11 protein-coding genes and 1 pseudogene are annotated in these 14,900 nt (G+C 70.7%); 6 read left to right on the top strand and 6 right to left on the bottom strand.

The annotated features are described in order from the left end of the window. Nucleotides 1-163 precede the first annotated feature (163 nt). Entirely contained in the window at nucleotides 164-2,866 is a 2,703-nt protein-coding gene (locus ACIQD6_RS02910) for an ABC transporter substrate-binding protein (RefSeq protein ID WP_401877338.1), read from the bottom strand. Between the two features lie 374 nt (nucleotides 2,867-3,240). On the opposite strand from ACIQD6_RS02910, the pseudogene ACIQD6_RS02905 reads away from it, so the two are divergent. The 5 genes and pseudogenes from ACIQD6_RS02905 to ACIQD6_RS02885 all read left to right on the top strand — a co-directional run bounded on the left by ACIQD6_RS02905 (nucleotide 3,241) and on the right by ACIQD6_RS02885 (nucleotide 7,924). Then, nucleotides 3,241-3,470, top strand: a pseudogene (locus tag ACIQD6_RS02905) (hypothetical protein). Between the two features lie 72 nt (nucleotides 3,471-3,542). Further along, on the top strand, nucleotides 3,543-4,409 hold the full coding sequence (locus tag ACIQD6_RS02900; protein ID WP_401877336.1) for a hypothetical protein: 867 nt from the start codon (nucleotides 3,543-3,545) through the stop codon (nucleotides 4,407-4,409). A gap of 69 nt (nucleotides 4,410-4,478) precedes the next feature. Beyond that, a complete protein-coding gene (locus ACIQD6_RS02895) occupies nucleotides 4,479-6,458 on the top strand; it encodes a fumarate reductase/succinate dehydrogenase flavoprotein subunit (protein ID WP_401877335.1) in 1,980 nt (659 codons plus the stop codon). Continuing rightward, the gene (locus ACIQD6_RS02890; protein WP_401877334.1) at nucleotides 6,455-7,288 is read left to right on the top strand and encodes a succinate dehydrogenase/fumarate reductase iron-sulfur subunit; all 834 of its coding nucleotides are present in this window, start codon (nucleotides 6,455-6,457) and stop codon (nucleotides 7,286-7,288) included. The genes ACIQD6_RS02895 and ACIQD6_RS02890 overlap by 4 nt, the downstream gene beginning before the upstream one ends. 324 nt (nucleotides 7,289-7,612) lie before the next feature. Continuing rightward, a complete protein-coding gene (locus tag ACIQD6_RS02885; protein ID WP_401877332.1) occupies nucleotides 7,613-7,924 on the top strand; it encodes a hypothetical protein in 312 nt (103 codons plus the stop codon). A gap of 96 nt (nucleotides 7,925-8,020) precedes the next feature. Here the strand turns inward: ACIQD6_RS02885 and ACIQD6_RS02880 are convergent, their stop codons facing one another. The 5 genes from ACIQD6_RS02880 to ACIQD6_RS02860 all read right to left on the bottom strand — a co-directional run bounded on the left by ACIQD6_RS02880 (nucleotide 8,021) and on the right by ACIQD6_RS02860 (nucleotide 13,295). Then, nucleotides 8,021-10,579: a SpoIIE family protein phosphatase gene (locus ACIQD6_RS02880; protein WP_401877331.1), complete on the bottom strand. Its 2,559-nt coding sequence runs from the start codon at nucleotides 10,577-10,579 to the stop codon at nucleotides 8,021-8,023. Between the two features lie 147 nt (nucleotides 10,580-10,726). Next, the gene (locus ACIQD6_RS02875; protein WP_401877329.1) at nucleotides 10,727-11,338 is read right to left on the bottom strand and encodes an ATP-binding protein; all 612 of its coding nucleotides are present in this window, start codon (nucleotides 11,336-11,338) and stop codon (nucleotides 10,727-10,729) included. A gap of 72 nt (nucleotides 11,339-11,410) precedes the next feature. After that, nucleotides 11,411-11,845, bottom strand: coding sequence for a (deoxy)nucleoside triphosphate pyrophosphohydrolase (locus ACIQD6_RS02870; protein WP_401877327.1), 435 nt, complete (start codon nucleotides 11,843-11,845; stop codon nucleotides 11,411-11,413). Between the two features lie 256 nt (nucleotides 11,846-12,101). Next, complete coding sequence (locus ACIQD6_RS02865; protein ID WP_401877326.1) at nucleotides 12,102-12,281, bottom strand: SPOR domain-containing protein; 180 nt, start codon at nucleotides 12,279-12,281, stop codon at nucleotides 12,102-12,104. A 261-nt stretch (nucleotides 12,282-12,542) separates the two neighbouring features. Then, the gene (locus ACIQD6_RS02860; protein WP_401877324.1) at nucleotides 12,543-13,295 is read right to left on the bottom strand and encodes a GntR family transcriptional regulator; all 753 of its coding nucleotides are present in this window, start codon (nucleotides 13,293-13,295) and stop codon (nucleotides 12,543-12,545) included. 288 nt (nucleotides 13,296-13,583) lie between these two features. On the opposite strand from ACIQD6_RS02860, the gene ACIQD6_RS02855 reads away from it, so the two are divergent. After that, entirely contained in the window at nucleotides 13,584-14,693 is a 1,110-nt protein-coding gene (locus ACIQD6_RS02855) for a threonine synthase (protein WP_401877322.1), read from the top strand. Nucleotides 14,694-14,900 lie beyond the last annotated feature (207 nt).

Here is a 14,900-nt window from a genome sequence, read left to right as displayed (position 1 = left end):
GAGGGGTGTGAGCTGCCCGGGTCGAGGCGGACATGAGCTTGCCCGCCGGGGAGGCCGGCGGGCAAGTGAATTGTTGGGGTCCCGGTTTTCGTCCGGCCGTCGCCCGGACTTCGTCCAATGTCGTCCGAGCGTCGTCCGGGCGCGGTCCGGGCGCCGGAAGCGGCTACTTCTTCTTGGCGTCCGGGCCCGAGGCCCCGGCGTTCTTGTATCCCATGTCCTGGTAACGGGGGGTGGCGAAGCCGAACGCTCCGGCGTTCACCAGCCCCGGCTTGGCGGCCGCCAGCTCCGGACGCTGGTAGAGGGGGATGGAACCGGCCGCCGCCCAGATACGCGCGTCGGCCTGCCGCACCAGGTCACGGGCGGTGCCCTCGTTCAGCTCGGAGGCCGCGCGGTCGAAGAGCTGGTCGATGTGGTACGTACCGACACGGGTGTAGTTCTGCTCCACCAGCAGCGATCCGTCGCTGGCGGGTACGGGCTTGGCGAAGATCGGCCGGCCGTCGGTCGCCGGGTAGGCGGTGGCGGGCCAGGAGTAGAGGGCCAGGTCGTACTCGCCGGAGGCGATGTGGTCCTTGAAGTAGCTGGCGTCGTCGACCTTGGTGATCTCCGTACCGATGCCGATGCGGTCCAGCATCCGCGAGATCCGCTCACCGACAGTGCGCAGCGACTCCGATCCCTCACCGGAAGGCAGGACGAAGCGGAGGGTGAGGGGCTTGCCGTTCTTGCCGAGCGGCCCGCTCCGGGGGGCGGGGGCGGCCGTACCGCGCGGGGCGTAGGCGCCCGCCATGCCGCCGGGCTTCTCATGGGAGGCGTGGGCCACTCGTACCGTCCGCGACCCGGTGCCGGAGTCGGAGTCGGAGTCGGAGTCGTCCATGGACGCGGCCTGCCGGAGCAGGGTGGCGCCGTGGAAGGCGGCGGTGGTCGCGAGTGCGGGAGCGAGGACGTGGGTGGCTGACTCGGGGTTCGGGGCGGCCTGACGGGGCTCCGCTTGGCGGGGCTCCGCCTGACGGAGCTCCTCCTGCTGCTGACGGGGTTCCGCCTGGCGGGGCTCCGCCTGACGGGGTTCCGGCCGACCGGGCTTGCTGTCCCCGACGATGTACTCACCCTCGTCGGAGGGCGCCTCACCGGCGCTGCCCTCTTCCTGCCTGGCCGACGCGGACTTCTCGTCCTCGGCCTTCTTCTCGTCGTCCGACGGCGCCTTCTCGGCCGGCTTCTTCTTCTCGGCCGGCTTCTTCTCGTCCGACTTCTCGGCGGCCTTCTTCTCCTCGGCCTTCTCGTGCTCGTCCCACTTCTTCTTCTCGGCCGCCGCCCGCTCGTCGGCCTTCTTGTCCGCGGCCTCCTGCTCCTTCTCCGACATCGGCTCCTTGGACGGCTTCGTGTCCGAGGACTGCTCCTCCGCGTTCTCGCTGCCCTCGTTGCCCTCGGTGCCGTCCTGCCCGGACTTCTCAGCCTTCTTGGCCTCGCTGCCGGCCTTGGTGCCACCGGTCTTCTTACGGGCTCCGCCCGGGATCCAGCCCGCGTCCGCCAGCAGCGCCCGCGCCTCCTGCGTGTCCTGCTTGCCGAGCGCCTTGCTGCTGTCCGCGTACGCCTGCTGGCCGATCAGGGCCAGATGGCTGCCGAGCGGCCTCGCGGGCAGTCCGAGCGGCTTGAGTACGGTGTCGGCCAGTTCCTGGCGGTCGAGCGCGCGGGCCACCGCGCGCCGTACCCGCTCGTCGGCGAGCGGCCCGGACTCACCGTTCAGCGCGAGCTGCGTATAGGCCGGCTCCAGCGACTTGCGGACTTCGTAGCCGCGCAGCGCCTTCTGCTCCCTGGCGTACTCCGCGATGGCCCGCTCGGTCTGCTTGCGGGCGTCCTGGGCCTCTTCGGCCTTCTCGTCGTCCGAGCCGTGGGCCAGGGCCCAGGACCGCAGCGCGGAGGCGGCGGTGATCTCGGTGCCGGGCCCGTGGGTGAGCTGCTGTCCGCCGGATCCGCTGTCCCTGTCGGCCAAGGCGATACGTTCCGCCGTACGCCGGTCGATCTCCGCGAGGTCGAGCTTGCCGTCCGCGAGCGCGGCGGCGCGCTTGCTGCGGGGAACCGCGCTCAGGACGATCGAGTTGAGCTTGGCGGGCTCACCCCACCAGCGGGGGTTGCGGATCAGAGTGACCTTCTTGTCCTTGCGGTCCACCTTCTTGACCTTGAAGGGGCCCGCTGTCGTCTCCAGCGCGGTCCTGGCCTTGTCGTTGAAGGAGTTGGGCTTCCCCGTCACAGCCTTGGGATAGAGCGGGCTGAAGAGGGACTTCCAGTCCGCGTACGGCTTGTTGAAGGTGACCCTGACCTCCAGGTTGTTCTTTCCGCGCTCGATCTTCTGGATCCGCTCGTAGCCGGCGTTGCGGGCCGTCCAGTACGCGGAGTCCTTGCCGCGCAGCGCGCGCCACTGGGACGCGAAGTCCGCCGCCCCGATCTCCCGGCCGTCGCTCCACACCGCCTGCTGGTTGAGCTTGTAGAGCACGACCTGCTTGGGCTCGCGCTCGACGACCTTCGCGGACTCCAGATAGTCCGGGTTCCGCTGCGGGCGGCCGCTCTTGTCGAGCGTGAAGAGGGCGGGCAGCACCGCGCCGGCGATCCGGCTGGTGGCACCGTTCGCGTCGGCCTGGAAGACGTTGAGCGTGGTGGGCACGGAGTCGATCGCCCAGCGCAGGGTGCCGCCCTGGCGGACCCCGTCCCGTTTGGCGGAGGCGATGTCCGGGGCGGCGGCGGACGCGGAGTCGCTGCCGTCGTCAGAGGTGCACGCGGACAGGGCGGGGAGGGCGAGCACACCGGAGGTGAGGAGGGCGACGGAGCGGAGCGTTCGGGAGCATGTCCTCCCGCGTGGGGCGCCGACGTGGGACATGGCTTGTACCTCTTCGTCCTGTTCGCGGAATTTAGAGATGATCACACCTAATGCCCGCCCACTGAAGTGGACCGGAACAGGAGTACGGCGCAGACACGGCGGTACGACGCGCAAAGCCACCCGTGCGGCCCAATGGGGGGCGCGAACCGCCCGCGCGCCGGGCCCGTGAAACGCGCCGAAAGCAGCACAAAGAGGGGGAGCCGACCGGCGCGCGGACACCCTCCGGCCGAACCGGACCCCCTAAAAAAGGGGCTTACGCCTTCACAAGCAGGGGTGTGACGCGGAACACTTCCAGGCGCACACAGAGAGCGTCCGAGGGGTGACCCCCTGGGATCCCCGCATGCCACCAACGACCGTGGAAATGAGGGCAACTCGTGTCCGTGCACGATGATTTGAGGCAGTCAGGCGCTGCCTGGACGACTTGGTCCGCACGGTCGGACAGCTGGAACGGAGCCTGGCGCAGACGCGCGAGAGCGAGCCCCCGCACCAGCCGGCCTGCCGCGTCGACGACCTGGTCACCATCAGCGACGCCCCGTACAACAGCGCGCTCTGGACGGACTCGGACGACGAGGGCCTGGGTGTACGCGACCGGCGGGCTCCCTGAACCTGCCGCCGGAAAGGCTCACCGGCTCACGGGCCGACGACACTCCTTCCGAAACGCGCCTAGGAGACCTCATTGGCCACCGGTACGGAACCTCCACACGTCAGTACGGACACCCCGGCCGCGGGCGCACGAGCCGGGGGCGGTGCGCGCGCGGGCGTGCGCGGCGCCTCGCGCGCCGCCATCGAGGCCCGGCATCTGCGGACGGACCGCTGGTGGCTGGCGCCCGCCGTCACCGCCGCCGGGCTGTTCGCCTTCATCGTGTACTCGACCTGGCGGGCGTTCGCGAACAGCGACTACTACGCGGCGCCGTACGTCTCGCCGTTCTACTCGCCCTGCCTGGCGGAGAACTGCGAGCCGATGCGCGGCGGCCCCAACTGGGAGCTGTTCGGCAGCTGGTGGGGACTCTCCCCCGCGCTGCTGATCCTGATCTTCCCGCTGGGGTTCCGGCTGACCTGCTACTACTACCGCAAGGCGTACTACCGCGGCTTCTGGGCCTCGCCGCCCGCCTGCGCCGTCGCCGAGCCCCACGCGAAGTACACCGGTGAGACCCGCTTTCCGCTGATCCTGCAGAACATCCACCGGTACTTCTTCTACGCGGCCGTGCCGGTCGCCGGCATCCTCACGTACGACACCGTGCTGACCTTCCGCGACGAGGAGTACGCCTGGGGCCATATGGGCCTCGGCTCGCTGCTCTTCCTCATCAACATCGGGCTGATCTGGGCGTACACCCTCTCCTGCCACTCCTGCCGGCATGTCATCGGCGGCCGGCTGCGGCACTTCTCGAAGCATCCGGTGCGCTACCGGCTCTGGGGCTGGGCCGGGAAGCTGAACAACCGTCACATGCAGCTGGCCTGGGCCTCGTTGATCAGTGTCGCGCTCTGTGACTTCTACGTGTATCTGCTCGCCACGGGGGCCTTCGACGATCCGCGCTTCTTCTAGCCGGAGATCAGGGGCGGGCGGCCGGGCCGGGCGGCCACAGACAGCCAGGGACAGGGAGATCCTTCAGAAATGACGCAACTCGAACGCCGTCAGTGGGACGTCGTGGTGGTGGGTGCGGGTGGTGCGGGGCTGCGCGCGGCCATCGAGGCGCGCGAGCGGGGGGCTCGTACCGCCGTCATCTGCAAGTCCCTCTTCGGCAAGGCCCATACGGTGATGGCCGAGGGCGGTATCGCGGCCTCCATGGGCAATGTGAACTCCGGCGACAACTGGCGGGTGCACTTCCGCGACACCCTGCGCGGCGGGAAGTTCCTCAACCAGTGGCGGATGGCGGAGTTGCACGCGCGGGAGGCGCCGGACCGGGTCTGGGAGCTGGAGACCTGGGGCGCGCTCTTCGACCGTACGCCCGACGGGAAGATCTCCCAGCGCAACTTCGGCGGCCATGAGTACCCCCGGCTCGCCCATGTCGGCGACCGGACGGGCCTGGAGCTGATCCGTACCCTCCAGCAGAAGATCGTCTCGCTCCAGCAGGAGGACTTCCGGGAGTACGGGGACTACGAGGCGCGCCTGAAGGTCTATCAGGAGTGCACGGTCACAAGGATCTTGAAGGACACGGAGGGCGGCGACGGGGACGGCGGGCGGGTGGCCGGTGCCTTCTGTTACGAGCGGGAGTCCGGCCGTTTCTTCGTGCTGGAGGCCCCGTCGGTCGTGCTCGCGACGGGCGGGATCGGGAAGTCCTTCAAGGTGACGTCCAACTCGTGGGAGTACACGGGCGACGGGCACGCGCTGGCGCTGCTCGCGGGCGCGCCCCTGCTGAACATGGAGTTCGTGCAGTTCCATCCGACCGGGATGGTCTGGCCGCCGTCGGTGAAGGGCATCCTCGTCACCGAATCGGTGCGCGGCGACGGCGGGGTGCTGCGCAACTCCGAGGGCAAGCGGTTCATGTTCGACTACATCCCCGATGTCTTCAAGGAGAAGTACGCGGAGTCGGAGGAGGAGGGCGACCGCTGGTACGAGGACCCGGACCACAACCGGCGCCCGCCCGAACTGCTCCCCCGCGACGAAGTGGCCCGCGCCATCAACTCCGAGGTCAAGGCGGGCCGCGGCTCTCCGCACGGCGGTGTCTTCCTCGATGTCTCGACGCGGATGCCCGCCGAGGTCGTCCGGCGCCGACTGCCGTCGATGTACCACCAGTTCAAGGAACTGGCCGACGTCGACATCACAGCGGAGGCGATGGAGGTCGGACCCACCTGCCACTACGTGATGGGCGGCATCGCCGTCGACTCGGAGACCGCCGCCACGCCCGGCATCGCCGGTCTCTACGCGGCGGGCGAGGTCGCCGGCGGAATGCACGGCTCCAACCGGCTCGGTGGCAACTCCCTCTCCGACCTGCTGGTCTTCGGGCGGCGGGCGGGGCTGCACGCGGCCACGTACGCGACCGGGCTCGGCGCGCGGCCGGCCCCGGACGAGAGCGAGATCGACGCGGCGGCGGCCGAGGCGCTGCGCCCGTTCAGCGCGGAGGCCCCCGAGGGGCCCGAAGTGCCGGTGAGCGGAGGGCACGTGGGGCCGGCGGAGAATCCGTACACCCTCCACCAGGAGCTCCAGCAGACGATGAACGACCTGGTCGGCATCATCAGACGCGAGGCCGAGATGGAGCGGGCCCTGGAGAAACTGGCCGAGCTGCGGGTACGGGCCAGGCGGGCCGGGGTCGAGGGACACCGGCAGTTCAACCCGGGCTGGCACCTCGCGCTCGATCTGCGGAACATGCTGCTGGTGAGCGAGTGCGTCGCGCGGGCGGCTCTGGAGCGTACGGAGAGCCGGGGCGGCCACACCCGCGAGGACTGGCCGGGCATGAACGTCGACTGGCGCCGGATCAATCTGCACTGCCGGCTCACCGAGGCCGCCGGCCGGGATGTGGTGGCGACCGAACCCACCCGCGGCCAGATCGCGCTGACGCGGCACACGACCGAGCCCATCCGTCCCGATCTGCTCGCCCTGTTCGACAAGGAAGAGCTGGTCAAGTACCTCGCCGAAGAGGAGCTTCACGAGTGAGCGCGAACGCGGGTGCGAGTGCCGGTACGGGTGCGGAATCGGGCGCGAGCGCAGGTGCGTCCGCCGCTTATGAGGCGAAGTTCCGGGTCTGGCGTGGCGACACGGACGGCGGGGAGCTCAAGGACTTCACCGTCGAGGTGAACGACGGCGAGGTCGTCCTCGACATCATCCACCGGCTCCAGGCGACGCAGGCCGCCGACCTGGCGGTGCGCTGGAACTGCAAGGCGGGCAAGTGCGGTTCGTGCAGCGCGGAGATCAACGGCCGCCCACGGCTGATGTGCATGACGCGGATGTCCGTCTTCTCGCGCGAGGAGACGATCACGGTCACCCCGCTGCGCGCCTTCCCGGTGATCCGGGATCTGGTGACGGACGTGTCGTTCAACTACACGAAGGCGCGGGAGGTTCCGTCGTTCGTACCGCCGCCGGGTGTGGCCGCCGGGGAGTACCGGATGCAGCAGGTCGATGTGGACCGCTCGCAGGAGTTCCGTAAGTGCATCGAGTGCTTCCTGTGCCAGGACACCTGCCATGTGGTGCGGGACCACGAGGAGAACAAGGCCGCGTTCGCCGGGCCGCGTTTTCTGATGCGGGTGGCCGAGCTGGACATGCATCCGCTGGACGCGGCCGGGGAGTCGGGCCTCGACCGGAAGAAGACGGCCCAGGACGAGCACGGTCTGGGGTACTGCAACATCACCAAGTGCTGTACGGAGGTGTGCCCCGAGCACATCAAGATCACGGACAATGCCCTGATCCCGCTCAAGGAACGGGCGGTGGACCGGAAGTACGACCCGCTGGTGTGGCTGGGCAACAAGATCCGGCGGCGGGGCGAGTAGTACGGGGAGGGCGGGCCCGGGGAGCGCGAGGGGCGGGGCTGGTCGCGGTTCCCCCCCTTGCCCGGGGACAGCGGGCTTCGGGCAGGGTGCCGTCGTACTCCAGCGGCCCGGCGTGGACGTACAGGTCACGGATCCCGTCCACGGGCTGTCGCCCACGGAGGCGCCCAGGCTATGGGGCGGCACGGACATACCGAGGCGGATGCGGCGAGTGGGGTCCACCGAGGCAGGCGGGGGCACGGCGACCGGTCGCGGTGGTACGGCGCCCGGTCGCGGGGGTACGGCGTCCGGTCGCGGGCGGACCCGTACGGACATAGCCTCCCAAATGTGACGCCGCGCACCAGCCGCCCCCGGACCCGGATAGCCTTCCTGGCCGTGCTGGTCCTGGCGTGCTGCCTGATCGCGCTCGCCGTTGCCGACGCGAGGGCGGGCACGGGTGCCGTCATGAGCGCCGTCACGGGCACGGGTGGCGACTCCCCGGGCGGCAGAGCGCGCGACGCGGGCGCCGCGAGCAATCTGGTCCTGCCGATCTCCGTGGTGGTCGGGGCGGTTGCCGTCGGCACGTACACCTTCGTGAAACGCAGGCGACGGGTCCGGACCCGGACGACACCGCGCAGCGGACCGCAGGACTGGGGCTGAAGGCGATCCTCAGCCCTGCCCCTCAGCCCCGCCGTTCCGCAGCCTCGGTCCCGTCCCGTCCCGTCCAGTCCCGCTTCGCCCCGTCCCGTCGCGTACTCAGAACATGCTCAGCAGCTGCTCGACCGACGGCTCCGCCGTCGACTCGCCGTCCGGCAGGGCCAGTTCGAACCAGACCGTCTTACCGCGCGGCGTACGGCGCGAGCCCCAGGCGGCGCTCAGCAGCCCCACCAGTTGCAGCCCCCGGCCGCCCTCGTCGGTGTCGCGGGCCCGCCGTCGCCTCGGCTGCACCAGCCCCGCGTCCCAGACTTCGCAGACGAGCGTACGGTCCAGCAGCAGCCGCAGCCTGATCTCGCCCTCGCCGTACCGCATGGCGTTGGTGACCAGCTCGCTGACCAGCAGTTCGACCGTGTCCACCAGCGGTTCGAGATCCCAGGCGAGCAGCTGTGTGCGGGCCAGTTCCCGGGCCAGGCCGACCGAGCGGGGCTCGCGCGGCAGCACCCAGTCGCCGACCGCCTCGGTCGGCAGCCCCTGGATACGGGCCATGAGAAGGGCAATGTCGTCCTCGCCGTGCCGGGTGTCCAGCGTGTTCAGCACATGGTCGCAGACGTCCTCCAACGGCCGTTCGCCATGGGTGAGGGCGGCGCGGAGACCGGCCAGCCCCTCGTCCAGCGGATGGTCCCGGGATTCGACGAGGCCGTCCGTGTAGAGGGCGAGCAGGGCGCCCTCCGTCAGCTCGACCTCCACCTGCTCGAAGGGCTCACCGCCGACCCCGAGCGGCATACCCGGCGGCACGTCGAGCATCAGCGCCTCCTCGCCCGGTTCGACCAGTACGGGCGGCGGGTGCCCGGCGTTGGCGAAGGTGCAGTGCCGGGTGACCGGGTCGTAGACGGCGTACACGCAGGTCGCGAGGTAGACCTCGGCGAGGTCCGCGTCCCGCGATTTGTGCGCGACCCGTGAGGCCTGCTGGGCCCCGCTGGGCGAGCCGAGGCCACGGGCGATCTCGTCCAGCGCGGAGAGCACCTCGGCGGGCTCCAGGTCGAGGAGCGCCAGCGTCCGTACGGCCGTGCGCAGCTCGCCCATGGCGACGGCGGCCCGCAGACCGCGTCCCATGACATCGCCGACGACCAGCGCGGTGCGGTGACCGGGCAGTTCGATGACGTCGAACCAGTCGCCGCCCACTTCGGTGGCCGTGTTGCCCGGCAGGTAGCGGCAGGCGATGTCCAGCCCTGCGGCCTCCGGGTCGCCGGGCGGCAGCAGGCTGCGCTGGAGGATCAGCGCGCGCTCGTGCTCCCGCCGGTAGAGGCGGGCGTTGTCGATGCAGACGGCGGCACGCGCGGCGAGCTCCAGGGCGAGCGCGCGGTCCCGTTCGCCGAACGGCTCGCTGCCCTTCGTACGGGAGAACTGGACCAGCCCGATGACCGTGTCGTGCGCCACCATCGGCACGGCGAACGTGGACTGGACCAGGCTGCCGGTCCCGCCGGGGATGGCCTGGACCCGGCCCGTACGCAGGGCGCTCGCGCACATCGAGCTGAAGGGGAACCGGTGCACCGCGCCGACCTCCGGCGGGATGTATCCGTCGTCGTCCTCACCGCCGGGCCCGGCCAGCGGGGCGTCGGACACGGCGCTCGCGAACGCGACCCGGCGCAGCCGGGCACTGCCGCCGCCGGAGTCGGCCCCGGAGGAGCCCCAGCGTCCGGGCGGAGCCTCCTCCCCCGTGAGCAGGCTCTGGTAGAGGTCGACGGAGGCCAGATCACAGAAGCCGGGGACGGCGACGTCGAGCAGTTCGCGTGCCGTGGTCTCCAGGTCGAGGGAGTTGCCGATACGGGCACTCGCCTCGTTGAGGAGGGCGAGATTGCGCCGGGCGCTGGCGGCCTCGCGGGCGGCGATATGACGGCGGGTGACATCGGTGCCGACTCCGGCGACGCCGAGGGGGCGGCCGGACGCGGCGTGCACGCGGTAGAGGTCGACCGACCAGTGCCGGCGTTCGCTGCCGCCGGGCACGGTGCCGACGATCTGGAGGTCGGTGACGGCCTCTCCGGTCTTCAGCACCCGTGCCAGGGCGCCGTCCATCCGCTCGGCCTCGGGACGGGAAAGGTAGTCGTGGACCGTACGGCCACGGTGCGCGCCCACCTCACCGCCGAAGACGGTGGCGAAGCGTTCATTGACGCGCTGCATCGTGAGATCGGTTCCGAACAGCATGAAACCGAAAGGAGATTGGCCAAAAATAGCCTGCGATGAGGCGAGATCCGTTTCGATCCGGCGAAGCGCGTGGACATCGACGACGATGCAGAGCGCACCGCGCTCGCCGGTTTCCGTCTCGCTCGGCATCACATAGATCTCGGCGAGCCCGCTCGCTCCGCCGCCCTCGTCCTCGCTGAAGGGGACCAGACCGGTCCACTCCTTGCCGTCGAGGATCTCCTTGACCTTGCGGCGTCCACGCGACCGCAGATCGGGCGGCATGAACACCTCAATCGGGTCCCTGCCCCTGACCTCGTGCGGACCCATTCCGAACAGTTCGGCGGCCCGCTCGCTCCAGTGCTCGATCAGCCCGTCAGGCCCGATCGAGAAAGAAGCGACCCTGATGTAGTCATAGATCGAGCCGGGCGGACTGCTCTGCCATACGACGTCGCCCGCCGCCCCAGATATCTCGCTCACGCGACCGTCCCCTCCAGCTCACGCACCGGACCGGCCTTGCCCGCAGTATTCAGCACTACGGCGCGGACCGACACGGCGTTCACGATCACAGCACAGTCTCGTTCTTTTTGAGCCGAGTCCGACGTGATCGATCGTCCCTTCAGACTTCTAACCAGGGAGCGGCAGCTCGAACCACACGGTCTTGCCCGTCTTCCCACGACGCGTTCCCCAGCGGCGGGCGGAACATGCCACGAGCTGGAGACCCCGGCCCCCCTCGTCCTCGGGACCGGCGGGACGTTCGGTCGGGGGATCCGGCAGCGGATCGGAGATTTCCACCAGCAGGGCGGCGCCACGCTGCGTGGCGACGGCGCCGTCGTGCCCGTTCGGACTCCCGGCGCCGCCCAGCCCGCCGGGACCGCCCGGACGCCGGGGAACGGCACCGTCCCGGCCGGGACCGCCCGGACCGGAACCGTCCGGGCGGACGCGGTCCGGACCGGCTCTGTCCAGGGCGGCGGCGTCCGGACCGGCCCCGTCTCCGTCCGAACCGGCGGCGACGGCGCGGACCGCGAGCCGCACCCCGATCGGTCCGGAGGCGTAGCGCAGGGAATTGGTCACCAGCTCACTGACCAACAGGGTCGCCACCTCACCGACCGAGGGAGGCATTCTCCAGTCGCGGAGCGTGTCGCCGACCGCATGACGGGCGGCGCGTACGGAGTTGGGCTCGGCAGGGAAGGTCCACTCGGCGCAGGCGCCGCCCTCGGTGTCGATCAAGCCGATCACTTCCCAGGACCAACGGGAGGCCCACGTCCTCTTTAAGGTGGTTAATCATCACATACCCGATATTTGAGGCGGTTACCGTTCCGGCGGGCGCACGGAGGCACCAATGGAGTACGGAGGCGTACGGAGGAGGCGCATGGCCTCGGCGACGGCCGGGCGGTCCTGGTCGAGCCAGTCCACGGTATGGATCTCGTCCGGTCGGAGCCAGCGCAGTTCGTCGTGGTCCTCAAGGGGGCGGGGCTCGCCGGAGAGCAGCCGGGCCGTCCACACATGGAGCACATAGCCGGGCTTCAGCGGCCACTCGCCGGGGATCCGCTCCACCGGCCGCGCCTCCACGCCGAGTTCTTCGCGCAGCTCACGCACCAGGGCCTGGCCGGGCCCCTCTCCCGGCTCCAGTTTGCCGCCGGGCAGCTCCCAGCGGCCGGCCAGCTCGGGCGGCGCGCTGCGGCGAGCGGCCAGCAGGCGCCCCCGGTCGAACACGGCCCCTGCCACCACCACACGATCAGTCATGCGCCGGAGCGTAACGCGCCACGGAGGGAGGACACGGCGCCGGGAGAGTCCGGCCGGGGAGGGAAGGGCACGGCCGGGAACCACGCGCCGAGGAAGGGTGCGCCCGGGAAAACCCCGCCGGGGAGGGGCGTGGCCAGGACGGAGCCCGCGTTACCGGTGGCCTGACGGAGCCCGCGTTACCGGGCGGCCTGACGGCACACTTGCTACCGGGCGGCTCACGGCGCACCTGCTACCGGGCGGCCTGACGACAGACCCGTTACCGGGCGGCCTGGCTGACGCGCTCCACCCAGTAGAGCCGCTCCTGTCCCCTGCCGTCGAGGCTGTCGGCGATCTTCTTCGCCTCGTCCTCGGTGGCGTACCGGCCGACGCGATATTGGTTGCCGTTGCCGTCCTGTCGTATGACCAGCCATGGGAGCACGGCTCCGCCCTCATTCATCGAGCCCCTCCCGCCGCCGAGCCGTATCTCTGTGGAAAACCCCAGGAAACCGCATTGCGCATATGCCGGAGCCTACGCCTGACCTTCACTCAGCGGTGATCTCTTTTCACAAAGAGGTACGCATCCGGCCAACAACGCGCCGAAAAGCAGGCATCGCTGCCGGCTCCACGGCCTCCGGCGTCCCACGGGCCGTCAGGGCGGCCCCCGTCGCCCGTCCCCCTCTCTCCCTCCATCACCGCCCAATCGTCCGTCACCCGTCCGTCACCTGACGGACAGGTGGTACGCGATGCGATACCGGTCGGCCGGGACGACCACATCCGCCGTCTCCACCGCCCGCCCCGACGCGAAATACGTCCGCTCCAGGACCATCACGACATGGCCGGGCACCCCGCCGAGCGCCATCAACTCCTCCGCGAGGCCCGGACGCGCGCCGACCTCCTCCAGCACGTTGTCCACCACGATGTCGATGGCCGCCATCCGCTCGACCACCCCGCATCCGCCGAGCGGCCCTTCCTCGGGCAGCATCACGGGCGTGCGTCCCGTGAGCGCGAGGGGCTCCCAGGAAGTGGAGAGCATCATCGGCTCGCCCCCCTCCCGGAACACGTAGTGCGTACGCATCACCCGGTCGCCCGGCGTGATCCCGAGCCGGGCCGCGATCTCCGGCGCCGCGTCCTCCTGCTCGCTCCTGGACTCCCAGGTCCCCCGCGTGCCCGTCTCCGCCTGCTCCTGCCGGAACGGGCTGGAGCCGGACGGCGGCCGGTATCCGGAGCGCGCGATACGGCGCGGGACCGGCCGCTCCCGTACGTACGTCCCCGAACCGGAGCGGCCCTCGACCAGCCCCTCGGCCATCAGCACCTTGCGCGCCTCCAGCGCCACCGTGTCGGAGACGCCGTACTGCTCACGGATACGGGCCTGCGAGGGCAGCCTGGTATGGGGCGGCAGCGCGCCGTTGACGATCTGCTCCCGCAGATCGCTCGCAACGCGTAGATAGGCGGGCTGCTCACCGAAGGCCACTGGCCACTCCCATCAGGTTGACAGACAGCAACAGCCTGACAACCGTAGGTTGTTGACCGCAAGCATGGGCCAGAGTTTCACCCGAAGTGATGAGTGGGGTTTAAGCAGGGGTTACTGCCGTACGGACGACCGTTCGCCGCTCCCCATGACCCCGTGAGCCCCCTGTGCGCGGCGGCCGATCGCCCGCGCGGCATGGTGCGGACACGTAGGACGGCCGGAGCCAAGGACAGCCGGAGCCAAGGACGGAAGCGAACGGGCGGCCTCGTGGGGGCTGCCATGCTGGCGGCCATGACGACGACGTATCTCTGCCCGGCCGACGGCACCCGCTCCCCCGTCGATTCGGACGCCTGGTGCTGTCCCGTCTGCCGGGGGCCCTGGGATCTCGACTTCGACGCGTCGCCCGTGCCCCTGACATCCCTTTCCCGGCGGGTCCATTCACTGTGGCGGTACGAGGAAGCACTGCCGCTGCCCGCACCGCCCGTCACCTCCCTCGGCGAGGGCCGCACGCCGCTCGTGCCGCTGACGCCGTCCGTCTCCGCCAAGCTCGACTTCCTGATGCCGACGCTCTCCTTCAAGGACCGGGGCGCGGTGCTGCTCGCGGAGCTGGCGCTGCGGCTCGGCCCCGAGCGGGTGATCGCCGACAGCAGCGGTAACGCGGGCACCGCCGTCGCCGCGTACTGCGCGCGGGCCGGGCTGCCCTGCACGGTGTACGTGCCGGAGGCCACCTCGCCCAAGAAGACCGAACAGATCCGGGCCCACGGCGCCCGCCTCGAACGCGTCCCGGGCGACCGTGAGGCCACGGCCCTGGCCGCCCGTGCCGCCGCCGGAACACCCGGCACCTTCTACGCGAGCCATGTCCACAACCCGTACTTCCTGCACGGCACGAAGACCTACGTCTACGAGCTGTGGGAGGACCTCGGCGGCCGCCTGCCCGAGGCGATCGCCGTCCCCGTCGGCAACGGCACCCTGCTGCTGGGCGCGGCGCTCGCGATCGCCGAGCTGTACGGGCACGGGCTCATCACCGACCGCCCCGCCCTGATCGCCGTCCAGGCCGAGGCGGTCTCGCCACTGGCCACCGCCTTCCACGCGGGCGCCGACGAGTTGGTGGCCGCCGCCGAGCCGACGCCCACCCTCGCCGAGGGCATCGCCATTCCGAATCCGCCGCGCGCCCGCCAGATCCTGAGTGCCGTAAGAGAGTCGGGCGGCACCTTCCTCACCGTGACCGAGGTCCAGCTGCGCGCCGCCCAGCTGGACCTGGCCGCCCGGGGGCTCTTCGTGGAGTCGACGGGCGTGGCCTGCTGGGCGGCGGTGGGTGGGTGGACCGACCGTTCCGTCGTCGTACCGCTCTGTGGCGCGGGAGCGAAGACGGGGCTCGCGGCTCCGGACCCACACGTATAGGGCCTGCCTCCATATAAGGCCTGTCCGTATAGGGCCTGTCCGTACAGGGCCTGTCCGTACAGGGCCTGTCCGCGCCCCCAGCGCACGCCCGCTCCCGCATCAGCCGTCTCCGCGCTCCGCCTTGAATCAGCCGTTCACCACGCGCGCCCGCGCACCCGTGCCGTACGGCCGGTTCGTACGGTCCTCCCGTGACTCCCGTGACTCCCG

Source organism: Streptomyces sp. NPDC088400 (genome assembly GCF_044753355.1).
Lineage (GTDB): Bacteria > Actinomycetota > Actinomycetes > Streptomycetales > Streptomycetaceae > Streptomyces.
The sequence above is the reverse complement of the archived record's forward strand: the minus strand, read 5'-3'. Positions and strand labels throughout refer to the sequence as shown.

Excerpts from the sequence above, each read along its gene's own strand:
- ACIQD6_RS02910 (WP_401877338.1), bottom strand. The coding sequence starts at position 2,866 with ATGTCCCACGTCGGCGCCCCACGCGGGAGGACATGCTCCCGAACGCTC.
- ACIQD6_RS02895 (WP_401877335.1), top strand. The coding sequence starts at position 4,479 with ATGACGCAACTCGAACGCCGTCAGTGGGACGTCGTGGTGGTGGGTGCG.
- ACIQD6_RS02870 (WP_401877327.1), bottom strand. The coding sequence starts at position 11,845 with ATGACTGATCGTGTGGTGGTGGCAGGGGCCGTGTTCGACCGGGGGCGC.
- ACIQD6_RS02865 (WP_401877326.1), bottom strand. The coding sequence starts at position 12,281 with ATGAATGAGGGCGGAGCCGTGCTCCCATGGCTGGTCATACGACAGGAC.
- ACIQD6_RS02855 (WP_401877322.1), top strand. The coding sequence starts at position 13,584 with ATGACGACGACGTATCTCTGCCCGGCCGACGGCACCCGCTCCCCCGTC.